Origin of the sequence: Chamaesiphon sp. GL140_3_metabinner_50, from assembly GCF_025361915.1 — a bacterium.
GTDB lineage: Bacteria > Cyanobacteriota > Cyanobacteriia > Cyanobacteriales > Chamaesiphonaceae > Chamaesiphon.
Genome location: NZ_JANYJC010000099.1, coordinates 1 through 23712, shown reverse-complemented (window position 1 = coordinate 23712; position 23712 = coordinate 1). Strand labels below are relative to the sequence as shown.

General features: G+C 46.2%; 21 protein-coding genes. 13 read left to right on the top strand and 8 right to left on the bottom strand.

Features of this window, described 5'->3' with window-relative positions:
- Nucleotides 1–268 precede the first annotated feature (268 nt).
- Both Q0R35_RS05355 and Q0R35_RS05350 read right to left on the bottom strand, forming a co-directional pair.
- On the bottom strand, nucleotides 269–1759 hold the full coding sequence (locus tag Q0R35_RS05355; RefSeq protein ID WP_295615059.1) for a UDP-N-acetylmuramoyl-L-alanyl-D-glutamate--2,6-diaminopimelate ligase: 1491 nt from the start codon (nucleotides 1757–1759) through the stop codon (nucleotides 269–271).
- Between the two features lie 141 nt (nucleotides 1760–1900).
- On the bottom strand, nucleotides 1901–2158 hold the full coding sequence (locus tag Q0R35_RS05350; RefSeq protein WP_295615058.1) for a glutaredoxin family protein: 258 nt from the start codon (nucleotides 2156–2158) through the stop codon (nucleotides 1901–1903).
- 137 nt (nucleotides 2159–2295) lie between these two features.
- On the opposite strand from Q0R35_RS05350, the gene Q0R35_RS05345 reads away from it, so the two are divergent.
- The 9 genes from Q0R35_RS05345 to Q0R35_RS05305 all read left to right on the top strand — a co-directional run bounded on the left by Q0R35_RS05345 (nucleotide 2296) and on the right by Q0R35_RS05305 (nucleotide 15955).
- Nucleotides 2296–4371: a flavin-dependent dehydrogenase gene (locus Q0R35_RS05345; protein ID WP_295615060.1), complete on the top strand. Its 2076-nt coding sequence runs from the start codon at nucleotides 2296–2298 to the stop codon at nucleotides 4369–4371.
- 392 nt (nucleotides 4372–4763) lie between these two features.
- Nucleotides 4764–5132, top strand: a complete 369-nt coding sequence (locus Q0R35_RS05340) for a hypothetical protein (RefSeq protein ID WP_295615057.1) — start codon at nucleotides 4764–4766, stop codon at nucleotides 5130–5132.
- Between the two features lie 681 nt (nucleotides 5133–5813).
- Entirely contained in the window at nucleotides 5814–6503 is a 690-nt protein-coding gene (locus tag Q0R35_RS05335; RefSeq protein WP_295615056.1) for a hypothetical protein, read from the top strand.
- Nucleotides 6504–6638: 135 nt separating this feature from the next.
- On the top strand, nucleotides 6639–9050 hold the full coding sequence (locus Q0R35_RS05330; protein WP_295615055.1) for a hypothetical protein: 2412 nt from the start codon (nucleotides 6639–6641) through the stop codon (nucleotides 9048–9050).
- A gap of 101 nt (nucleotides 9051–9151) precedes the next feature.
- The gene (locus Q0R35_RS05325) at nucleotides 9152–9400 is read left to right on the top strand and encodes a DUF6335 family protein (RefSeq protein WP_295615054.1); all 249 of its coding nucleotides are present in this window, start codon (nucleotides 9152–9154) and stop codon (nucleotides 9398–9400) included.
- Between the two features lie 217 nt (nucleotides 9401–9617).
- Nucleotides 9618–10994: a glycosyltransferase family 2 protein gene (locus Q0R35_RS05320; protein WP_295615053.1), complete on the top strand. Its 1377-nt coding sequence runs from the start codon at nucleotides 9618–9620 to the stop codon at nucleotides 10992–10994.
- A gap of 378 nt (nucleotides 10995–11372) precedes the next feature.
- Nucleotides 11373–13382 carry a HAMP domain-containing sensor histidine kinase gene (locus tag Q0R35_RS05315; RefSeq protein ID WP_295615052.1) on the top strand — a complete coding sequence of 670 codons (2010 nt, stop codon included), beginning with the start codon at nucleotides 11373–11375 and terminating at the stop codon, nucleotides 13380–13382.
- Nucleotides 13383–13397: 15 nt separating this feature from the next.
- On the top strand, nucleotides 13398–15107 hold the full coding sequence (locus Q0R35_RS05310) for an AarF/ABC1/UbiB kinase family protein (RefSeq protein ID WP_295615051.1): 1710 nt from the start codon (nucleotides 13398–13400) through the stop codon (nucleotides 15105–15107).
- Nucleotides 15108–15124: 17 nt separating this feature from the next.
- Nucleotides 15125–15955, top strand: coding sequence for a RimK family alpha-L-glutamate ligase (locus Q0R35_RS05305; RefSeq protein ID WP_295615050.1), 831 nt, complete (start codon nucleotides 15125–15127; stop codon nucleotides 15953–15955).
- A 129-nt stretch (nucleotides 15956–16084) separates the two neighbouring features.
- Here Q0R35_RS05305 and Q0R35_RS05300 read toward each other — a convergent pair whose 3' ends face one another.
- The 3 genes from Q0R35_RS05300 to Q0R35_RS05290 all read right to left on the bottom strand — a co-directional run bounded on the left by Q0R35_RS05300 (nucleotide 16085) and on the right by Q0R35_RS05290 (nucleotide 18537).
- Nucleotides 16085–16411 (bottom strand): type II toxin-antitoxin system RelE/ParE family toxin, encoded by a 327-nt coding sequence (locus Q0R35_RS05300; RefSeq protein ID WP_295615049.1) that lies wholly within the window; start codon nucleotides 16409–16411, stop codon nucleotides 16085–16087.
- A gap of 3 nt (nucleotides 16412–16414) precedes the next feature.
- Nucleotides 16415–16684 (bottom strand): hypothetical protein, encoded by a 270-nt coding sequence (locus tag Q0R35_RS05295; RefSeq protein WP_295615048.1) that lies wholly within the window; start codon nucleotides 16682–16684, stop codon nucleotides 16415–16417.
- A 263-nt stretch (nucleotides 16685–16947) separates the two neighbouring features.
- Complete coding sequence (locus Q0R35_RS05290; protein ID WP_295615047.1) at nucleotides 16948–18537, bottom strand: glycoside hydrolase family 3 N-terminal domain-containing protein; 1590 nt, start codon at nucleotides 18535–18537, stop codon at nucleotides 16948–16950.
- Nucleotides 18538–18805: 268 nt separating this feature from the next.
- On the opposite strand from Q0R35_RS05290, the gene Q0R35_RS05285 reads away from it, so the two are divergent.
- Nucleotides 18806–19012, top strand: a complete 207-nt coding sequence (locus Q0R35_RS05285; protein ID WP_295615046.1) for a hypothetical protein — start codon at nucleotides 18806–18808, stop codon at nucleotides 19010–19012.
- A 15-nt stretch (nucleotides 19013–19027) separates the two neighbouring features.
- On the opposite strand, the gene Q0R35_RS05280 is transcribed toward Q0R35_RS05285, so the two are convergent.
- Both Q0R35_RS05280 and Q0R35_RS05275 read right to left on the bottom strand, forming a co-directional pair.
- Complete coding sequence (locus Q0R35_RS05280) at nucleotides 19028–20311, bottom strand: HAMP domain-containing sensor histidine kinase (protein ID WP_295615045.1); 1284 nt, start codon at nucleotides 20309–20311, stop codon at nucleotides 19028–19030.
- Entirely contained in the window at nucleotides 20308–20985 is a 678-nt protein-coding gene (locus tag Q0R35_RS05275) for a response regulator transcription factor (protein ID WP_295615044.1), read from the bottom strand. Before Q0R35_RS05275 ends, Q0R35_RS05280 begins: the two co-directional genes overlap by 4 nt.
- A 321-nt stretch (nucleotides 20986–21306) precedes the next feature.
- On the opposite strand from Q0R35_RS05275, the gene msrB reads away from it, so the two are divergent.
- Complete coding sequence (gene msrB, locus Q0R35_RS05270) at nucleotides 21307–21729, top strand: peptide-methionine (R)-S-oxide reductase MsrB (RefSeq protein WP_366944829.1); 423 nt, start codon at nucleotides 21307–21309, stop codon at nucleotides 21727–21729.
- A 17-nt stretch (nucleotides 21730–21746) separates the two neighbouring features.
- On the opposite strand, the gene Q0R35_RS05265 is transcribed toward msrB, so the two are convergent.
- Nucleotides 21747–21920 (bottom strand): hypothetical protein, encoded by a 174-nt coding sequence (locus Q0R35_RS05265; RefSeq protein WP_295615042.1) that lies wholly within the window; start codon nucleotides 21918–21920, stop codon nucleotides 21747–21749.
- Between the two features lie 45 nt (nucleotides 21921–21965).
- Here Q0R35_RS05265 and Q0R35_RS05260 point away from each other — a divergent pair, with 45 nt between their 5' ends.
- Both Q0R35_RS05260 and Q0R35_RS05255 read left to right on the top strand, forming a co-directional pair.
- Nucleotides 21966–22424 carry a CBS domain-containing protein gene (locus tag Q0R35_RS05260; RefSeq protein ID WP_295615041.1) on the top strand — a complete coding sequence of 153 codons (459 nt, stop codon included), beginning with the start codon at nucleotides 21966–21968 and terminating at the stop codon, nucleotides 22422–22424.
- Between the two features lie 383 nt (nucleotides 22425–22807).
- Nucleotides 22808–23596: an RNA ligase family protein gene (locus Q0R35_RS05255; protein ID WP_295615040.1), complete on the top strand. Its 789-nt coding sequence runs from the start codon at nucleotides 22808–22810 to the stop codon at nucleotides 23594–23596.
- Nucleotides 23597–23712: the final 116 nt, after the last annotated feature.

Here is a 23712-nt window from a genome sequence, read left to right as displayed (position 1 = left end):
AAGATTATCAAATCCTCGGTACCGAAAAAATCCATTTCGACGATCGCGAACAAGCTCGGATTGCGCTAAGTCAGAAGTTTGGGAGCTAGGAGATGGGAGTTGGGAGATGGGAGATGGGAGAGGGGAGGTGTGGGGGGTGTGGGAAGTGTGGGAGGTGTGGAGAGTGTGGGAGAGCGGAACATGAAAAAGATATCAAAGACGCAAGCGTCCCTATTACTTCTTACTTCTTACTCCCATCTCCCATCTCCCATCTCCCATCTCCCATCTCCTAGCTCCCAAACTTCTGACTTAGCGCAATTCGAGCTTGTTCGCGATCGTCGAAATGGATTTTTTCGGTACCGAGGATTTGATAATCTTCGTGTCCTTTGCCTGCAATTAAGACACCATCGCCAGTTTTAGCGATCGCAATGGCGTGGGCAATGGCTTGGGCGCGATCGGCAATCACTTCAATGCCAGTTGTGCGGCTAATTCCAGCGACGACATCTTTGAGAATTTGGGCGGGATCTTCGGTGCGGGGATTGTCGGATGTTACCACTACTAAGTCGGCTAGATCGGCGGCAATTTTACCCATTTGGGGGCGTTTGGTGCGATCGCGATCGCCACCACAGCCAAATACACAAATTACTTTACCATGAATGAATGGACGTGCGGCACTTAGTAGACTTTCCAAACTATCGGGGGTATGGGCGTAATCGACGATCGTGGTGATATCTTGTTGGGGCGAGATTTGCACTCGTTCCATCCGTCCCGGTACGCCAGGGAAGTCGGCTACTGCGGCGACGATCGCGTCCAGAGCCATGCCCAGGTGCAAACAAGTCCCCACCGCAGCTAAGAGGTTTTCGAGGTTGTAGTCGCCAACTAGAGGGGAACTGAAGCTAATTTCGCCTTGGGGGGTATGGAGTTTTCCGGTAACTCCGGTTTGTTGGTATGCTAATTCGCTCGTCCACAAATCGGCGGTTGGATCGGTGGTACTATAGCTCCAGACTCGTGCGGATGGGATCTGACTAATTAGTCTTTTACCATACTCATCATCTAAATTGACGATCGCGCGTCCGGTAAGATACTCAGGACTAAATAATAGTGCCTTTGCCTGAAAATAATTTTCCATATTTTCATGATAATCGAGGTGATCTTGGGTGAGATTGGTAAATACACCTACCTCGAACGGACAACCCATGACTCTACCTTGATCCAATGCGTGAGAACTCACTTCCATAAGGGCCACTTGACTCCCCGCCGCTAGAGCCTGAGCTAGTTGCTGCTGGAGATCGACGGCAAAGGGGGTAGTGTGAGTCGCTGTTTTTTGATAACCTTGCCAACGGGTGTAAAGGGTACCGAGTAAGGCGGTGGAAACAGTAGCTCGATCGAGTAAATATTCGATAATGTGGGTGGTAGTGGTTTTACCATTGGTACCAGTGACACCAACCATTTTAAGCGTATGTGCGGGTCGATCGTAAAAGGTACCTGCTAGAACCGCACAAGCCGCTACCATATCAGCGGAAATCGTGACACAATCGGACGGATTTGGAGGATGTACGGTAGCGGCGGCGGGTGAAATGACTGCTCCAATTGCACCTGCGGCGAGCGCACCTTGCCAAAATTCTCCCCCATCGACGCGCGTTCCGGGCATCCCGATAAATAAGTCGCCAGCGGTACAAGCATGGGAGTTGGTTTTTAAGCCAGTAACTTCTAAGTCTAAATTGGGATGGCTGCTGGAATAGTCGATCTGACTCTGAGCCAAGAGTTCGCGGAGTTTCATAAGGGAGAGTAAGGAGTAAGAAGTAAGAAGTAAGGAGTAAGGAGTAAGGAGATATATTACTTTAAAGCCTAAAGCCGCTCAGTGAGCGACAGCCGTTGGCGTAGCCTGCCGTAGGCACACTGAAAGCCTAAAGCCTAAAACCTAAAACCTAATACCTCGTAAAATCTGTTGCACTTGAGAGATGCTAGCGCGGGGGGAGAAGCGGGGGATGAGTCGCTCGGTGCCATCAACTTCTAAACATAATACTGGGATCTCGTACTGATAGCGATCGAACCAGTCGGGATTGGTGGTAATTTCGCGAATTTCGAGCTGAATATCTAGATCGGTAATTTGTGCTAATTTCTCTTGCAAGCCTTCACACAAGTGGCAGCCGATTTTGCTGTACAAGATTAAATGCATGGGATTTATGCTCAACGATCGAACTTATTAAGTACAATACAATAGCTGGTTATGGGCAAGATCGATCGATTTAAACAGATCGGAAAACCCCTAATCACTCTACGGTGGTAAAGCCGAGTCACCCACTCCCTAATCTCCTGATGGAACTGCTATATATCGAAATACCTACCCCTGAAACCTGTCGCGTGCGATCGTGGTTGCAGCAAGACTGGCAGCCAGCATGGGGTGTATCCGTTATGACCTCTGAAGGGTTGAGATTGCAATTTCCACAAGTTGCGACAACTGGAGCCGAACCCGTCGCCGAATTATCGATTTTCGTGTGGTCTCTGCAACGGACTACTTATCTTAAAGTCTTTCGGTGGGCGGATCGAGAGTTAGAGGGGGAGAGTGCGATCGTTAAAGATTTAACCGCAAAAATTCGCCAAGCATTTCCAGTAACGCATCCCGCCCCACCAGCAATCGATCTCAGCCAGCAGTCGATTTTTGAGGCATTAGCACCTTACTATCCGACGACGGTTAAATATTTTCAAAAGATGCCCAACGGGGAGGCAGATCTTCAGCGGGTGTACTGGTGGGAAAAACGCTGGCGGGAAGGTGTCACCAATCCGCAACAGCCCAAACAAGTCGTGTTTCGATCGCCAGATCCCGCCCCATCGGCAGCACCAAAATACGATCTGATTTATATCGGTGGTGCTTTAGGTGTCGTTCACGCCGCAGTCATGGCGCGATTGGGTTATCGGGTATTGTTGCTAGAACGCTTACCCTTCGGGCGAATGAATCGGGAGTGGAATATTTCTCGCGATGAATTCCAACGACTGATCGATCTGAATTTATTTACCCCAGCCGAGTTTGAAAGTGTCATCGCGCGGGAATATGTAGATGGGTTTAGTAAGTTTTTTGATGCTTATAACCCAGCTAATTGTCAGGCAAAAGTACTTTCTACACCCACGGTATTAAATATTTGTCTGGATGCCGAGGCATTATTGCGCGTCTGTGGCGACAAATTGCGCCAAGCAGGTGGGGAAATTTGGGATGAGACTGAATTTAGCCGGGTGGATGTATCGGGGCTAGAAACGGTCGTGACCAGCCAGCATTTGCCGACTGGAGAAACCAGAATCGCACGGGGGCGATTGGTGGTAGATGCGATGGGTACGGCATCCCCCATTGCTTGGCAATTGAATGGCGTTCATGCTTTCGATAGTGTCTGTCCGACAGTTGGAGCGGCGATCGCCAGTGGCTTCGAGCCAGAGGTATGGGATGCTAAATATGGAGATGTACTATATAGTCACGGCGATATCTCGCGGGGACGACAATTAATTTGGGAATTATTCCCCGGTGCGGGTGAAGAAATTACGGTTTATTTATTCCACTACCATCAGGTAAACCCCGAAAATCCTGGCTCGTTACTTGAAATGTACGAAGACTTCTTCACGATTTTGCCAGAATATCGGCGGTGCGACATGGATAAATTAGTGTGGCGGAAGCCGACATTCGGTTATATCCCCGGACAATTTACCGTCACTAGTCGCGATCGAGTGGTAGCATTCGATCGAGTGATTGCGATCGGTGATGCAGCTTCCCTCCAATCGCCGCTAATTTTCACCGGATTTGGCTCTTTAGTTCGCAATCTCCCCCGCCTCACCCACCTGCTCGATACCGCACTCCAACACGATCTCCTCGATGCAGATTCGCTCGATCGGATTCGGGCTTATCAGAGTAATGTAGCGGTAACCTGGTTATTTTCTAAAGGGATGATGGTACCGACGGGGATGCAATTACCACCCGCACGCATTAATTCCACACTCAATACTTTCTTCGGCTTACTCGCCAACGAACCGCCAATAGTCGCCGATACCTTTATCAAAGATCGCACCGATTGGCTGACTTTTAATCGATTGGCTCTCAAAGCTGCGGGACAAAATCCGGCTCTACTCTGGTGGATCTGGCAAATTGCCGGATCTAAAGATATCTTCCGGTGGTTGGGAAGTTATATTATCTTTGGCTTAAATGCGATCGTCAATTTCTTATTTAGCAGTTGGATTCCCGCTCTAACCGTCCAAATTCAACCCTGGCTCGAAGCCAAATCGCCCCGAATGTGGCTGTGGCTATTAGCTTTTAGTTACAGCCTCAAAGCTGGTACCCAATCCGCACCACCACCGCCGCCTAGTTCTAAACTCGTTCCCGATTCGATCGCAGTAGGATCGTCGCGCTAGAATTACGATTCTCTTTCAGAGAGGCTTCTCTTCGAGAGGCTTCTCTTCGAGAGGCTTCGCCAACGCCAACGCCAACGATAATGCTCGCGAAGATTTAACTAAAGTTAATACTCAGACCTATTTCCAGCCAACATATACACTTAAATTAAGTTGAGGTTATATAGATGGCATACAATAATTTTACTTTGGAGTCAGTGAAAGACACGTTCGATCTAAAGTTGATAAGTAATCGGTTTTGTGAGCTTTTTCCTATTTGTGAGCCTCAATCAGAATTTTTAGCTATTTTTGATGAGTCATTTTCTCTAGCTGAGGTTGCAAAATCTGAGAAGGCTAAATCTGAGTTATTGGTTAGCCCGATTTTGGTTCAGGCAAGAAGATTAGTCGATAGACAAGTGCAATTGTTTTCTGGTGAGGAGTTTAATGTAGACCAGGAGAAGGGTTTGAATGGTTTCTGTGATTTTCTATTTAGCAAGTCTGAAGATCGATTTACGATCGATGCTCCGGTATTAATGCTGGTTGAGGCTAAACGAGGTGAGATTGAAAGTGGATTGGGTCAATGTGTCGCTGAAATGGTAGCAGCTCAAAGGTACAATCAGCTTAAAAATAGCAGTATTCCAGTTATTTATGGTTGTGTAACTAGTGGTACTCTATGGCAATTTCTCAAATTGGCAGACAACGATGTCACGATCGATCCTACTAACTATCTGGTTACACCCGTCCAAAAAATTCTCGGTATCCTCAAGTGGATATTAAGTCAGTAAACTACTAATGACTCATTAGACTTCCTGCAAAAGTCAGGCTTTAGGCTTTTGCCATGTGGCTACGACAGAACCCCGACTTCTTTGAGAAGTCGGGGTTCTGGGTTTCAAGAATTTTTGGATGTCTTAACCGTTCGCGATCGATTGCCATAACGCACTCCTCCGACCCGAACCACTGTGTCTGAAAATCCTGACAAAGGAACTGGGTGTAAAGATTGAGTTAATATCAATTGCGCTAATATCGCATGTTTGGGATTGTGAGGAGCGATCGCGCTTGTTGGCAATACATCCTAATAACCTTGCTATGGCAGTTACTCCAGCCATTTAGCCCTCTCAGTAACGATCGGCTAGATAACGTAAAATCCGATACATTACTTGCTAAGTAGCAGAAGTGACCGTAATATAAAAGTATGAACGGTTTTGAAAGCAGCTTTCCACAAGCGTTTCGAGCGATAGTTGGGTGTTATATCTGACAAACTTGCCGGACGAGCGAATTAACTTTCGAGCATGGATAAGCAAATACAAAACAACCCGCTAACAGTTCGACGATCGAAAAGTGAAATCGTCGATTGGGAGCACTAGACTCAGCAACCATCACTTTTGAGTGGAGCTTGTTAACGAGTTATCAAAAAAAACACTGTCAAAAGTATACACTACTCAACTCAAAATAGAAAGTCAAAACGTATGAATTTCACTACTAAAATCGCTCTCGCTCTCGTTGCTACTACTGCTGGTTTTTTCCCAATGGTAGCTAATGCTAACCCAAGTACTGGTTCTACGGCTGCTGCGGTATCGATCAAATTCCAAAAAAGCGGTGGTAATGGTGGCTTCACCATCACCCCTGGTAGCACTGCTACTGGTGGCGGTAGCGGCATTCAAGAACTCTCTGCTGCTGTAGCTACTGGCGAAACCAGCGCGATTGCTGAAGCGAACAGCAACAAGCAAGGTACTAGTGCTACTGCTAACGGCTATAGCGCACCTGTAACTCTCTCCTACGAAACTTTCAACAATCTAACTAAAGTTAAGGCTAGTTCAGAGTCTACTGCCTACAGTGAATTCAAAGCACAAGCAGCGATCGACTTTGCTGCTGGTCAAAAAAATTCACAATCGGCTTCCTTATTTGAAGCTGAAAGACTCAGCCTCACCACCAAAGGCAAAAAAGTCACTAACTTGACTACAGAAGCGATCGAAGCTGCTAAATCTAGTTCTAGCAGCGACGCTAATGTGAAATTAGTTGCTAGCTTAAACGCTAGTGCTTCACAAAGTGCTACTAACAAACAGTCCGGTTCAGCTTCTTTCAGCGCGGTAGGTACTAACTATCAGTACACTGGTTCTTCTGCTGGTTTACAGTTCCTCCCCGCAGTTGTCAAATAGTAATTCAATCGCGCCGACTCTCGACCTCATCTTGAGTCGGTGCGACGACATTCACGATTTACAGCTAATTTATCCATCGCTAGTTTAGTTCGCCACAGGTATCGCCGAACGAACGTTCAAAGTGGTGGATATTTTTTGTCCGAACTCAACTTGGCGATCGCGACGACTTTTTTAAGTATGACTGCACGATTATTAATTTATCTTCAAGCTGCTACCAAATTAGGATCTTACCCGATCGCGCTGTTCGTTTGGGCTGTAGTACTCGCGAGTAACGTTCTGGCTGCGGCTCCAACTGCCGAGCCAACTAGCGATTTATTCGACAGTAACAGTATTTCACTCGATCGAATTTTCAATAAATCCGATCTCCAAACAGAGAAAGCCAATGTTGCCGGGAAAGCAACTAAGCTCCAGCCAAAACTGCCACCGAGCGAACTTCAGGCACAGGCACAGGTAGTCCCTGTAACCAATCTCATCCCGATTTTTACCCTCTCCACACCGATTTCCATCCCAGCCATACCTCGGATCGATATCACCAACCCACTGAACTTGCTGCTTACGCCAGAGTTAATCGTCGCACCGAATAATACGCCAGCCGTACGATCGCCAAATGCGCCGACGCAACCAGATCCGCGATTTATCCTCCCACCTCGCGCACTCGATCCGACTACAGTCGATCCGTTCTCGACGCAATTTATCCTTAATGGGGATAAAATCTCGCACTTTACACCGACGATCGTTAAAACTGGCTATGAATCGGGGAATTTTCGGACGAGCGACCTCAATTTTAATGTCTATAAAGTCATTAAAGCCGAAAATATTCAAAGCGTCACCAAAGATGTGGTGTTGCGCGTCGATAGCCAAGTCGAATCTGTCGGCGTGCGGAGTATCGAGCGTCAGCGCGATCTGACTGTTGCTGTATCCAAGCCCCAGACATTACTCGGCGTGCGCCAACAAATCAGTCTCGACGGCGATTGTCTGGATGGTTCGGGACGAACTTGTACGTTTCTCCCCGGACTGAAAATCGATGAATCCAATCTCAATCGCCAACTCCAGCCGACGGGAGTAACTGTGACTTCGCAATTTGGCGATGTAATTTCCCCCGCATCGGTAGCCGCAATTAGAGAGCCAGGATTTCAAGGTGGTGCCAATGGTGAGAACTATGGTATCGATCTTACCGTCCCCGCGATCGGACTAGTTACAACTCCGTGGTCTGCTAATCCCGTCTCTACAGGCAGCCGTCGGGAAGATATTACGGCTGGCGTGGCGGTCAATTACACGCGGATGAATCAGAATTTAGCTACTAATGGCGTGGAATCGGTCTTGGGACGGACGATTCGATCGGCTGCCTTTATTAAAGACGATCGCAATCTGTCGGTCAATCTCGGTGTGGTCGCTCTCGGTCAGGTATTACCAGAAGCTAAACCCAGTATCGCTGCTGGTGAGCCAGGAACGCGGATCGTCGTCAATCCCAATCTCTACCGTGCGGCTAACGCGATTAGAATTCCCGAAAACAGTCAGACTGTCTTTCAAACGGGGACGGGTTATGCCATCAGTCGGGGTGCCGATCCCAAAATTCCGCCAGCAGCCAGTCATCAAGCGATTTGGATCGGGTTGTCTCCCGTCGTCGAGCGGCAAGTCGTTCGCGATTATAACTATGTCACGCGCCGCGCGCCCCAGATCGTCCAAAGTGGCGGTGGTGAGGGTGGTAGCCTGCCTGTTGCGGTAAATCTGAATAATTTTGGGTTTAATTCCGGCAGCTTGCAAAATGTTTACAGTCAAGGCTATGTCACCGTTTACAATCGAGATGTCGATCGCGTCGATGTCGAGACACTGCGCCAACGCACCGATTATTATCCCCATGTGAGTTTTACGGGGACGAGTTTGACGGAAAATAGCTTATGGCGGTACTATACAGGCGCGATCGCCAGTCTCAGCTCTGGGACGCAAGCACAGCAAAATATCAAAGCTTATATCGGCACCGATTACGCTGTCGTCAATCCACGCGGTTTTAGCTACAATTTCGGCGGCATCGGCTATCTCAATCCCGATCCGGAATATGCCACCCAATTATTCGTCAATACAACTCAAGCGATCGCCCTAGGATCTAACCCCCGCAACAATATGACGATCGGGGTCAATGCTAATTATATCGTCGATGGCTCGATGACGATCCAGTCACTCCCCGTGCGATCGACACAAAGTTTTGTCAATGCGGGGCTAAATGTCAATATCGGCGATGTGTCGATCGGCGGTACGCAGTTTATCGGGAATATCTTACCCGAATCGACCGATAGTAAAACCCTATTTAATGTCGGCTGGAAAGTGAACGATCGCTTAAATGTCGGCGCGTTTTATACTGTTGCCGATCGGAATATCTCCACCAATCCCTATGGTGCCAATCTCAGCTACGCTCTCGATCCCAGTGCTGATTCCGTGCTGTATCTAGGCTGGAATGCTGCCGAAATCGATTTTCGGCGCACCCTCGGCTCAACATCAAATATCTACCGCGATAATACCTTTACCTTGTCAATCCGCTACGGATTCTAGCAACTGAGATTATGCCGATCGGCAGATAACTATTGCTAGCCGATTGGATAAGCTATAGATAAGCCGATCGGGCTGTCGATTTTTAACTGCGATAAAAAGAGATGAAAGATCCAGAACTGAATGAATTAATAGATAAAGATATCGATGAAGATGCTTATCGATCGGAGGTTAATGGCGATGAGGCTGTCGGTGGTAGTACCGCAGTTCCCAGTCAAAACGACACCGAAGAACTAGCACAGGCTGTAGGCATCGAGATCGAGGAAGGATCGCCACTAGCAATTGAAGAAACCATCGAACGCCGCGATCGCGATCGCTGGGAACTAGACCCCGATTCAGCCGCAGCAGAATAAAATCGATCCCCCCGTCCCCCGAACTCCGAACTCCCATCTCCCATCTCCCATCCCCCATCCCCCATCGTCCCCAATATTTGAACTACCAAAATACTGTTGGTACTCATCCCCACTCAGGTTAAGATGTGTAAATAAACAAATGAAAATTGAGCGATCGCAGGTTTAGTCGATCCTAAATTCTCGTCATCCACTATTTACTTCCTATCTTCACCAGAACATGACCGATCGCAGCTTACCGTTAACCGTTGAAGATCTCACCATTCCAACGATCGACTGGTCGGTGGGGATGGGTTATCGACGACTCAAAGCCGCGACGATCCTGGGGGGATTGTGGATGGGCGTAGCGGCTCTACATTTAATTAGTTGGGGCTACCTCGTCGCCTGGGCGATATCGAGTGTATTTTGCGTCAGAGCATTGCGACTGGTAGCTACTAAAATTGCTCCACCGCCCGTATTTATTCCACCCCAGACTTATCCATTTATTTCGCTGGCGATTGCGGCTAAAAACGAAGCGGCGGTAATTACCAACTTGGTTGAAAGCTTGTGTAATCTGAAATATCCAGCCGATCGATATGAAGTCTGGGCGATCGACGATAATAGTACCGATCGGACACCAGAAATTCTAGACGATCTCGCCCGCAAATATCCGCAACTCCAAGTATTGCATCGCACCGCGCACCAGACTGGCGGTAAATCTGGCGCGCTCAATCAAGTTCTGGCACTCATGCAGGGCGATCTGATCGGTGTATTTGATGCTGACGCACAAGTTACGCCCGATTTTCTCGATCGCGTTGTCGCTCACTTCCAAACCGAATCTGTCGGCGCAATTCAACTTAGGAAAGCCATTACCAACAGCGAGACTAATTTTCTCACGCGCGGACAGCGGGCAGAAATGGCTCTAGACGCTTATCTCCAACAACAACGTACAAACAGCGGTGGCGTAGGCGAACTACGCGGTAACGGTCAATTTGTCCGCCGTACGGCGTTAGCTAGTTGCGATGGTTGGAACGAACAGACAATTACCGACGATTTGGATCTGACGCTGCGGTTGCATCTGACTGGGTGGGATATTGAAGTCATGTCTTATCCGCCAGTCGGGGAAGAAGGTGTGACGACAGTTACCGCCTTGTGGAATCAACGCAATCGCTGGGCAGAAGGCGGATTTCAGCGGTATCTCGACTATTGGGAACCGATCGTCAGCAATCGGATGGGGACGAAAAAAACCCTCGATCTGATTTCATTTTTATCGATTCAATATTTACTCCCACCTGCCGGAATCCCTGATTTTCTGCTGGCAGTTTGGCTCAAACATCCACCGCTATTGCTGCCGATGACGGCGACATTAGGCGTGGCTCTGCCGTTGTGGGCGGCTTGGGTAGGTTTGCGGCGCAGTTATCAACAGGCGGGGACGATGGTGACTCCCGCGACGCTCCTCGTTCAAACGGCGATCGGATCGTTATTTATCCTCCATTGGCTGGTTGTCATGCCATTTGCGATCGCCCGGATGGCAATTTTTCCCAAACGCCTCAAATGGGTCAAAACCCTCAGACAAGCCGATTTACCAACTATTGTAAAAAAAAATACAGAATACTGAGAAAAAATAACCAATAATACGTCGGTTATTGGGCATACTTAGTATAGATAGATAGATCCTTACTTAGACCATTAGCTACGATCGAAGGGTGTGGCACAATAAATGGGTGGGTCTAGTATCGCAAGTTGCTAGTCATAACCAAGGTTAAAGATTTGGGGATTAGGGATTGGGGATTGGGTATTAGCGATGGGCTAAAACCTTGCTTGGTGAAACACTCTGGCCAGAGGGAACCTCCGCGCGATCCGATCCGCAAAACCTAATAGCTAAAACCTAACACCAATACCACTAAAAACCCATAGACTCGCACCTTAGGTTAATATCTTCATCCGCCCCTCACTCACTCGTTAGCGCAGCCTCTCATTAGAGAATCGATTACTCATGCAGGACTCTCGCGAAATTGATTATTTCGGACAACGCATTCTTCAGATCGTCCAGCCCCTAGCTGCTGGCGAAGATCGAACAGAAGTGCTAGCTCTTTTAGCTCAATCGATTGCTAACAACTTTGCAGCAGATGGCTGCTGGATTCTACAGTATAATTCTCCAGATACTGTCAGAGTTGCTGCTAGTGCCTGTATTAGCCATCGGACTAGCTCGATTTCCGAGCGACTCCCAACGTGCGAAATTCCCGTCGCACCGACACCAATTCAGTGGCGGATGCCCTTGCTGCCCGATTATCATGTGACGATCGTGGAAACTCGCAACCAGGCTCAGGTGACTGGCTGCGTAATTCTGGCGACTAAAGGCGTGGAATGGTATCGAGAAACCAAGTTAATTTTACAGATAGTGGCTGATTATGTAGGCGTTGCGCTGATTGAAGTAGATCTTCAGTCGCAAGCCAAAATCGCCAGCGTTTATCCATTATTACACCAGCGGCTAACTCAAGCGATCGTCGAAAAACAGCCGATGGATCGGTTGTTTGAGGTGGCTGTATCGGATATGGTACTGGCATTAGAACTCAAACGAGGATTGGTACTGACGCTTAAAGCTGGTAACAAGCAGCCCGCACAGCCGATCGAAATAGCGGCTCCAGTACTACCAGAACCCGATTTACCCTTTGAAGTTTCCGAATGGGATCGCCCGGTAAATTCGGAACCAACGAGCGGGCAAACAGCAGCAGTGGATCGATCTTCGGTGGCGACAAGCATCCAAACAGATCGCCACACAGGTGGCTTGACACCTGCGGTAAAACAGATTCAAGTGCAAATCGTCACCGAAATTGATGTGCGCCCAGGCGAGCGACACTCATTACCGCCGTCTTTTTTACTCGAAAATTCGCAATTGTGCAAAGCTGCGCTGGCAAATGCTCCCAATCCCACGATCTTTGATGGGCACGATCTCGATAGTACATCGATCGATCGACTAATTTTTCAAGACGATCGCCTACCGAGTATTGCGATGATTCCGCTGATGGGCACCGTTACGCCAGATCGCCAACCCGCTGATGCGGTGTGGGGCTGGTTGGTACTCCAACACGATCGTTCTCGCCAGTGGCATCCCGTCGAATTAAAATTACTCCAGGCGCAGATTTTACAAATCGCCCTAGCTAGAATTCAACGCCGCGCCCTCAAACAAGCGCGAAATGCGATCGCCAACCGGACATCTCAAGTGCAAACCAGCCTGCAACTTCAGGCAAAGCTACACGATGTCGGGCGCAAGCGGATGGAGAAATTGCGCCAAGCCAACGATTTTAAAGATGAGTTTATCAGTACGATCGGTCATGAATTACGCACGCCGCTGACGAGTATGTCGTTAGCGATTAAAATGTTACGTCAGGCAGATGTCGATCCCGCCCGTCGCGAACAATATCTCGATATCCTCGAAGAGCAGTGTCAGCGCGAAATTAAACTAGTTAACGATATCCTCAAACTCCAACAGTTGGAATCGCACCAATTAGAATTTCGTCCTCAGCAAATTGGCATCGATAGACTTGTTTCCGAGCAAGCGACGATTGTTGCCGAGCGGTGGCAACAGAGTAAGGAAATTGAGTTATCGCTGCACTTACCATCGACATCATCCCAAATCGAAACCGACGCAGATAGTCTCAAACATATTATTGAAGAATTACTGATCAACGCTGGTAAATTTGCCATCCCCAAAACGATGGTAGAAGTCTGGTTGACGATCGAACCAGAACGTGCGATCTTTAAGATTGCCAATTTGAGTAAGCCAATTGCTAGCGCAGATCTGCCGAATTTATTCGAGCGATTCCGGCGGGGTGAAGGCGTTACCCAACAGGCGATCGCGGGTACTGGTTTGGGCTTGGCACTAGTTAAATCGATGGTAGACCACATTCAAGGTACGATTGTAGTAGAAAGTACTGCGGTAGAACCAGCCATCGCCAAAACTAGTTTCACTGTCGCCATTCCGACAGTACTCGAACGTCATTAGATTGAGGAAACCCCTATGCGGATCGGACAGCAAGTCTCGCCAGTTTTGCCCAGATTGGTAGCCGCCGAGCCGATCTCACCCATCCGGCAATTTCGCTGGCAAAAATTACCGTATTCACCTCAAGCCAGACAGTTCGATATTTTTACCGCAGCAATTGGCTTAGGGTTAAATCTGCTGCGCGATGTGGTTTTACCTACTAAAAATCAGCGATATCACAGTCGGCGCGCTCAAAAATTAGTCGATACCGCGATCGGATTAGGGCCGACTTTTATTAAGATCGGTCAATCTTTATCGACTAGAGTTGACTTTTTTTCACCGATTTATACCGAAGCACTGAGTCAATTACAAGATCGAGTGCCAGCTTTTAGTGTCGAAGAAGCGATTGTAATTATCGAGACAGAATTAGGCACTTCGATCGACACATTATTTGCCCAATTCGATCCGATTCCCATTGCAGCAGCTAGTTTGGGGCAGGTACATCGAGCTAAATTGCGGAATGGTATAGATGTGGTAATTAAGATCCAGCGTCCGGGTTTACAGCAATTACTCGAACTCGATTTTAAGGTAATTAATAAGTTGTTCTGGTGGATCGATTTATTATTACCTAAAAAACGATCTGCCGAACTCCGCGCCATCCATCAAGAATTTTTTACCCTGCTGTTTCAGGAGATTAACTATACCAACGAAGGTCAAAATGCCGATCGCTTTCGATCGAACTTTAAAGATAGTCAACAAGTTATCGCGCCAGAGATTTATTGGGAATATACCACCGATAAGGTATTAACAATGAGTTATTTACCTGGCATTAAAATTGACGATCTGGCAACCCTATCAGCTTGTGGATTCGATCCTAAGCAAATCAATCAGCTCGGAATTTGTTGCTATCTCAAACAACTATTAGTAGATGGATTTTTTCAAGCCGATCCGCATCCCGGTAATATGGCAATTATGGCAGATGGCAAATTAGTCGTCTACGATTTCGGGATGATGGTAGAGTTAAAACATATTTCTACCGAACGGACGATCGAGACATTTTGGGCGGTAATGAAGAAAGATAGTGAAGCTGTTACTAATAACTTAATCGAACTAGGATTAGTCGAAGAAGTTGGAGATATGCGCCCGATTAAACGCGTAATTGAGTTCATGCTAGAACGCTTTACCGATCGACCTGTAGATGTTAGGGAATTCGAGCAGATTAAAAGTGAAATAACTACTCTCTTCATTCAGCAACCCTTTCAAATGTCCCCAGAGATGAGCTTTATTCTCAAAGCTTTATCTACCCTCGATGGCATTGCCCGCACATTAGATCCTGAATACAATTTAGTCGTTGCAGCCCAACCATTCGTCCGCAGCTTTGCAGTGACCGAGCGCGGTAATATTGTCGGTAAATTAAGCAAGCAAGCCGTTAGTTATCTCAAAGATAAATTAACTAAGCCTAATGCCAACAAGCTCCAAATTCATCATTTAGAACAACAATTAGAACAGCAAGAAATTGAAGCATTAATGCGATCGCAAATAACCGATCGATCGATTAAACGGTTGCATTTAGTCATTCGCAATCTCAGCTATTTATGCTTGACGAGTTTCAGTGCGATCGCCACAATCTTGCTGAGTTCTGCCTATCCAACGTGGTCTTTATATTTATTGGGTATTACCGGATTGGGTGGATTAATTTGGTTACTGTCTTTATTAAATATACTTATTAAAAGTAGATTTACCAATTAAGATTAAAACTAATAATTGTGATTCCTAAAATTTTAAATCAGTCAGATGGTAAATGGGTATTTGAAGATTTAGCTCAAATGCTCTCGCGATCGTTATGGGTAGATATTAGCGAAACTCCTGGCGATCTTAACTATATTCTTGGTACCGAGTCAGAATTAGTAACCAGTCAGATCGGCAGCTTTATCCCCTTGAAATCGATCGAAATTGCCGCAGACAAAAGAGAGATCGAACAAAAATTCAAAGCTTTTGGCGTTAACAGACCCAAGACATTTATTTTAACATCAATTAAAGATGTAGAATCGATTTTAACCACCCATAATAGCAATCGCTGGATTCTCAAATACCCCACCGGATGCGGCGGTATGAATCACCGATTAATCGAACATACTAGCGAAATTCCCGAACATTGGCCGCAACCATTTCTGATTCAAGAATTCATCGAATCGGTTGAGCCAGCAGTGTATCGATTTTATTGCGTAGATGGTAATTTATTTGGATTTAATGCCAGAAAATTCGCCGATCCAAATATCTCAACTCCGTGGGTATCTCATGCTAACGGTGCTAGATACAATTATGAAGAAACTCCACCTCCAGCCGCGATCGAAGTTGCCACAGCAGCTCTAATGGCAACGGGTTTATACTATAGTTTTGGCGCGGTAGATTTAGTTAAAGATATTCACGATCGCTGGTACGCACTCGAAGTCGGCACCGATGGCATTTATAATCATGTCGATCGAGATATCGATAATAATGCAGTATTAGACGAACTCAACCAACGACTCGCGATCGCTTTTTGGAAAAGACTCGGAACACCACCGTGGGGGAAAAGTTGGCAGTACCGAGGATGAATATCCGATCGAATTTAGCAACTAGGTATAGACGCTTCAATCGCTTGGCAGAGCGGATCTGAGGATCTTATAGCTGAAATACACCAGACTTACTATCTAAAAATATGTCAATTTGGAAATATTAGTTGATTAAGATTGGTCGATCGCATCTTCAATTTCAGCTACCGTAATATCCTCTCGATCGGATTTAGCATAAATTAACAACAGATAAACACTCTCAGGCGAAACGAGCTGATAGATTAATCGATAACCGCCACTCTTACCCGTGAGAATATCGCTATTTCTAGCTCTAACCTCAAACACAACAAAATCCATTCCAGCAATGCGATCTCCAATTACTTCGCCAGATTCTAAAGCTTCAAAGATCGGCTGAATATCTGCTAGAATTTTGCGATAACGTTTAGAAAGATCCTTAAATCGACGTTTAAATGGTAACGTCATCAAAACTTTAGTCATATTCTAGCTATCCAAATCGTTCCAGAGTTGGGACACCGGATAGACATCTCCAGTTTTAACCGCCCGAATAGATTCCCGTAAATCTGCCAAAATTTGAGATTTTGGCTCATTTTCGTCGATAGGATCTACCCCACTTTCATCTCGTTCTGATAATTCAGTAGGTGGAATTTTGCCTAACAATTCATACCACAGATCGATCGGGATAACTGCTTCAATTTTATCTCCGCGATCGTTTGTGATGTATTTAATATTTTCGATTTGTGAAATATTCATATTTTCTGTCGATCGTTAAATTCCGATTTTAACACAATAATCTAATCGTCAATGTTTTTACATGCCTGAGATTGCGCGTTAGAAGAGTATTGATGCAAGAAAGATAGTATTTGATGATTGATGGGTGTAGGGGATTTCATGGAAGTCGTTTTTGTTCTAACTTCAGCTTCTCACGAACTCCTACCTGTTGTCTAAATTTGGCTCTAGCTCTGCTGTTTAATCACTTGTGCCTGGCAGTCAGCACCCTGCCAGTCAATCTAATTTTACATTCCAAATAGCTGTCCTAACGCGATCGATTGTGCTGCTGCCATTTGTCCGTAACAGAATACGCACGGAATTTCTGGTGGTAAAAGTGGCGCGAAATCTGCCATTAAATAAGGACTGCCATAAATAACTAATCCCTGTAATTGTCCGTTAGCTACTAACTGTTGAAATAATTGTTTCGCCACAGATGTAATTCCCAACCCGCCCGAAAATGGACTTGTCCGAATGAAAAGTTGCAAGATAGCTGAATCTTCAGGCGCGATTGTAATCGTGGGGCTATGACGGTTAATAAGCTGAAGTTGATAGCCGAGTTTGGTGGGAACAGTCACGGCTGGAGTACTACGACTGAGGAAGGTAGTATCTAAAATCTCTTCCAGCACGACGATATTTTTGCCAGAGCTGGGCTTGAGGGGTAGATTGCCCTGAGTGACGATCGAATCTTGTAATATATGCTTGGCAACAGCCATCGTTTGCGGTTGGGCGAGGGTGGTAAAAGCGGCGGGTTGACTATTGACAGGCGATTGAGTGAGGGTGACACCATCCCAATTTTGGAACAACTTCTGTTTGGATCTCCAAATCCGCCCGACGCTCTCTTTAATTCGTTCGGCACTAATCAGCCCCGACTCTACCGCATGACACACAGATTGAATTGCAATTTCGGGATCTACAGGCATCAAAATAATGTCCGAACCAGCCGCCACCGCCATTACAGGCGCATCATCCGCCCCATAGCGATCGGCAATCGCCCCCATTACCAGCGCGTCAGTGCTAATCAACCCTTCAAAGCCTAGATTATGTCGTAATTCCTCAGTCATAATTCTGGGCGAAAGCGTTGCTGGCAGTTCGGAATCGAGCGCGGGAATCATTAAATGGGCACTCATGACACTATCGACACCCGCCTGAATTGCCGCTTTGAATGGGGGGAACTCGATCGAGTCTAATCGTGCCCGATCGTGGGGTATTACGGGCAACTCCCAGTGCGAATCTACGCCTGTATCCCCGTGACCGGGAAAGTGTTTGGCGCAGGTTAAAACGGGATATGCTGCCGCTCCGCGAATGTAGGCAGTGACTAACTGACTGACAATTTCGGGAGTTTCCCCAAAAGCCCGAATATTAATCACCGGATTGGCGGGGTTATTATTAACATCGACTACCGGAGCCAAAAGCCAATTTATGCCCACTGCTAGAGCCTCCTGGGCCGTAATCGCACCCATTTTTCGGGAGTACTCGATCGCTTTTGGTAAATCTGTCTGGGCGATCGCATTGAGAGCCATTGGCGGCGGAAACCAGGTACCACCTGTAAACCTTTGTCCGACCCCTTCTTCGATATCGGCGGCGATTAGCAAGGGATAAGTCGCCCAGGCTTGTAATTGTTGAATTCGCAGTGTCAATTCGCTAGCATTCCCACCCCAAAAAATTACCCCACCCACACCGAGATCGGCGATCCAGTGTTTGAGTGTAGCTCGATCGCGTTCGCCAAATTCGGGATACTGGATCTGATGGTCGAATAAATGGCTGGATGCTCTGACTACCACCATTTGAGCGACTTGTTGAGCGAGGTTTAATTTGTTTAAATCGGGGAATTGCATGGTAGGGATAGGGGGTTGTCAGCAAGCTAAAATCAAACATAGCACAAAGCCGTCGATTCTCCGTAGGAGAGGCTCCTAGTGTTGTTGGCGTAGCCTCGCCTTTGGCGATATGAAGTCGTAGCGTAGCGTCTCCGTAAGGAGAAGTACGCCAACGGTTGCGGGATACATCCCCAGCTAAATTTACCAATCGGATCGAATCTTTCCAAGTTCTTGACTTTTGGGTTCTATACTGAATTTCAGTAAGTTAAATCGATGGAGTTTCTACACCATGCAAAAGTCAATCAAATTAGCTATTGCTTCGATGTTAATCGGTACGATCGGTATGGCAGCTATCCCCGCTGGTTATGCTAGTGCGGCAACTGCTAACGGCAACAAAACCACAGTTGAAGCAGGACACTCAACATTAGTATCCCTAGCCAAGAAGAAATCCTCAAAAATGAAACCGAAAAAAGTTAGTTCGATGAAAAAACGCTAGGTTTTAGCGAGTAGTCTAAACATTATTTAGATCGGAAATGGGTAGTTGGATCGTAAAGCAACTACCCAAATTTTTATGGCTGGTAACTTCAATCCGACCATGATGGCGAGTAATAATGTCTTTGACGATCGCCAGTCCCAAACCAGAACCGCCTTCCCATTGAATTCGAGATGTATCCGCTCGCCAAAACCTGTCGAAAATTTTAGGCAAATGTTCCGTAGCGATGCCGATTCCAGTATCTTCAATCCGGACTAAAATCGAGCGACGAGATCGCTGTATTTCGATCTCGATCGAGCCGCCAATGCGGTTATAAAAAATTGCATTTTCGATGAGATTGGTAAGAACTCTTTGTAATTGCAATTCATCTCCGAGTACTAGCAAATTCTCTACAACATTACATTTAATTTTAATTTGCTTGAGATCGGCAATAGCTTGATGGCTATCGATCGCATCTGCTAAAATTTTACCAAGATCGACAATTTCTGTCGGCGATCGATCTGCATTACCATTATTACGAGCCAGCCAGAGCAAATCTTCGGTCAATCGGCGCATCTGCATCGCCGCACTTTCGATCGATTGAAACTTATCAATATCCCCAGCCCGAATTCCTGCTGGATATTTCAGCGCAACGCGCGTATTGCTGACGATCGCCATCAATGGACTGCGTAGTTCGTGAGACGCATCGGCGGTAAATTGTTGCAACTGTTGAAAACTATCTTCTGCGGGTTTCATTGCTTGTGTTGTTAGCCAAATTGCGCCGCCACTACTGAATAGTAAAGTTAAACCAATCCCCCCAATTAAACCCAAATCTAGCTTGTGTAAACTGGCATCGATCGCCGCTAGAGAGTGACTCGCTCGGAGGTAACCGACTGTTCGATTAGTCTTGTTTTCGACTAGTGGTAATGTGACGTACTGAAAGCGAGGATCGCCAGATCGAACTTGTTGAAAATTTTGGAAGGATAATGGTAAATCGGCATCGAGCTTACCTAGCTTACTCAATTGATTGCCCTTGAAATCGAATAGTTCTAAATTATCTTCTGGGCTGAGTACCGGAATACTTAAATTCATCCGATGCCGATCGGTCAACTCTCGGTCGAACATCAGTCGATCTTCATCTAGTTCGACATTATCGATCGCATTCTCGGCTACTACTGACAATCGATCGATAATTTTTTGATGTAAAATGCGATCGAACAGAATGCGGACTCCCACAGCAAATACCAATAGCATCAAACTGATGACCGCTAGATAATTAAGAGATAATCTCAGCCTGACTCGATCGAAGATAAGTAGTTTCATGTCAGAACTCGCAATCGATAGCCCATTCCATAAATAGTTTCAATTGGGTTGATTTTATAACCCAAGTCTTTTAATTTGCGGCGTAAATTTGTCAGATGAGTTTTAACTGTCTCTTCCCCAGACAAGCGATCGAATTCCCAGAGTTTGTCGATTAATACCGATTTGGTAATTACCTCTTGGGGATGGCGGAGAAAATAATCTAAAATAACGTATTCTTTGGGAGTCAGGGAGAAGGGGGTATTGCCATAGAAAACCTGACATGTGGCTGGATTGACGTGGAGATCGCCGTAGGTGAGTATCGACGAGCGAATTTCTGGACTGCGACGGGACAAAGCTCTAATCCTGGCGGCAAGTTCGTCTAAATCGAAAGGCTTGACTAAATAGTCATCGGCTCCAGCATCCAACCCCACCACTTTATCGGCGATCGTATCTCGTGCTGTGAGCATTAAAATCTGGGCGGTACAACCATCCTGGCGCAAGCGGCGGCAGAGTTCGATCCCATCTAGCCGAGGCAGCATTACATCTAGTAACATCAAATCGTATACTTGCGATCGGGCGTATTCCCAGCCCCGCACGCCATCCTCGGCAAGATCGACAATGTGCTGCTGGTGCCGCAGATCTTCGGCTAAAGGCTTCGCAATGCGGAGATCGTCTTCGACTACTAAAATTCTCATGATGAATATTCGAGTGTAGCAATTCGATAAAACGATTGTAGCGAAAAATTTTGGATGAGAGCAAAATTCGATTCTCTTTCTCCAGAGGCTACGCCAACGAGCCGATCTCTGGCTATGTCACGCACCGCTACGCCCCTAATCTTTTCGATAATTGTTAAAATATAAGTAAGTATAAATTTCTCAACATAGGTCGCTACGAGGTATTTATTTAAAGATCTCGACGATCCTGGCAAAATGCAAAGACGAACTCTATTATCGGCGGCACTAGTACCGATCGGTACTGCCAGCGGGCTTTATTTTTTATCCACACAATCACCCCCAATGACGAAGACACAAGGCGAATTTGAAGTTACGAAGACTGATGCAGAGTGGAAGGAAATCTTAACTCCAGAACAGTTTAATGTATTGCGGAAACACGGTACAGAGCGTGCTGGTACCAGTATTTTGGATAAAGAGTACGGCAAGGGTCAATTTGTCTGTGCTGGCTGCGAGTTGCCGCTATTTGTCTCCGATACCAAGTTTAATAGTGGCACGGGTTGGCCGAGTTTCAACGATCCGATTCCTGGTGCGATCGAAACTTCCGTCGATAAATCATTCTTCTCTACCCGTACCGAAGTCCATTGCCATCGCTGCGGCGGACATTTAGGACATGTATTTGAAGATGGGCCAAAACCCACCGGACTGCGCTACTGTATGAACGGCATCTCGAAAGTTTGTTGCGGCGTAATGGCTATTTTAGGTTAATAGCAGGGGACGATTACCTAACGGTAGGCTGCGCCAACGATCGTCCCCTTTTTCGATCCGATCGAAGTGAAGATATGATAATACTTCCCCACAGTTATTCTCCGATTGGTATAATAAAGATATCGATAAAATTCGATCGTACCGATAAGGATCGATCGTTGGCGCAGCCTACCGTTAGGTAATCGCTTCAACCTAATTATCGAACTAATTACGCATCGATACTGATGAGGTAAATTATGACGCAAACTGCCGCCGATTGGATGAATAGTGATGTCTTGACTGTTACTCCTAGTACTCAACTATCAGATGCAATTAAACTATTAGTCGATCGCAAGTTGACTGGTTTGGCAGTAGTCGATGACGATAGCAAATTAGTCGGCATCCTTTCTGAATCAGATTTAATGTGGCGCGAAACAGGAGTCGAACAGCCACCATATATGATGTTTTTAGGTGGTGTAATTTACTTCCAAAATCCAGCCACCTACGATCGCGATTTGCATAAGGCTCTGGGGCAAACAGTGGGTGAAGTAATGACAGGTCATCCCATCTCAATTCACCCTGATACCACACTCCCAAATGCTGCCAGAATCATGCATGAGAAAAGAATCCATCATTTACCGATCGTGAATGCTGAAAATTGTCCGATCGGCATGATTACTCAAAGTGATATCGTGCGGGCGATCGCGGCTGTCTAGATTCAGCGATAGCTACGAAACCTTCGATCGCTAAAAATACAGGGTAGGGGTAATTCATGAATTACCCCTACCCTGTATTTTTAGAACCATCTTTTAATATGTCCATCGATCTGGCTCTTGACATCTGATAATACATAGATTAGATTGAGTATAACTACTAAGTTTGTCAGCGAGTTTGTCATGTAGTCCTCCGCCTCTCCACATTTAGCCAGTAATTAATATTTCCTAACGGCGATTTTCAGCCGCAGCCATTGTCTTTTATGGCAGATTTTTAGGCAAGTTCCAAATCCTGACTTGTAATATTAATTACAACTTACGAATTACTCGTACTGAGCGTAGCCGAAGTACGATTTATATTGTTGCCTTGAGAGGGGAACTACCAAATGCTGATGCAGAAATATCCGCGAACGCCGCATATTGAAGGTTCGCGCGAACAGCCTGGGGATGAAGATTTAGAAAGCATACCATTTAGCGCGATCTCGAATGAGTATGTAGTAATAGAAGAAAAAGTCGATGGTGCTAATGCCGCAATTAGTTTCGATGTTAACGGACAATTATTATTGCAAAGTCGCGGACACTATTTAACTGGTGGCCCTCGCGAACGCCATTTTAATTTATTCAAACAATGGGCACACAGTCATTATGCCGCATTGTGGACTGTTTTGGGCGATCGATATATCTTGTATGGTGAATGGCTGTATGCCAAGCACACGGTATTTTACGACAAATTACCGCACTATTTCTTAGAATACGATTTATTGGATCGATCGAGCGGACAATTTCTCAGCACGGGGGCGCGGCGAGAGAAATTGACAGGATTGGCGGTAGCTTCGGTACCCGTATTGCTAGAGGGGAAGTTAACATCTCACAAGCAATTAGTCGGTTTATTACAGCACTCCCACTTCATTAGTTCCGAGCATATCGCTCGGTTGCGGGAGCTTTGTATAGAGCAAAATTTGAATGCAGATCTGGCAATTCAACAAACTAACCAAAGTGCGTTGATGGAAGGTTTGTATATCAAGGTGGAGACACCTGAGTTGACTATTGCTCGATATAAGTACGTCCGAGCCGACTTTTTGACGACTATTTTACAGTCGGAAACTCACTGGCTCAATCGTCCGATTATTCCTAACCAATTAGCAATTGGTGTCGATATGTTTGGGATGGGTTAAGAGTCAGCGGAAAGCTCTGTTAGATCCCCGACTTCTTTGAGAAGTCGGGGATCTGTCTCAACCCGTTTGTCATAATTTTAACTTAAAAGGTATCGCGATGAAAAATATAGCGATCG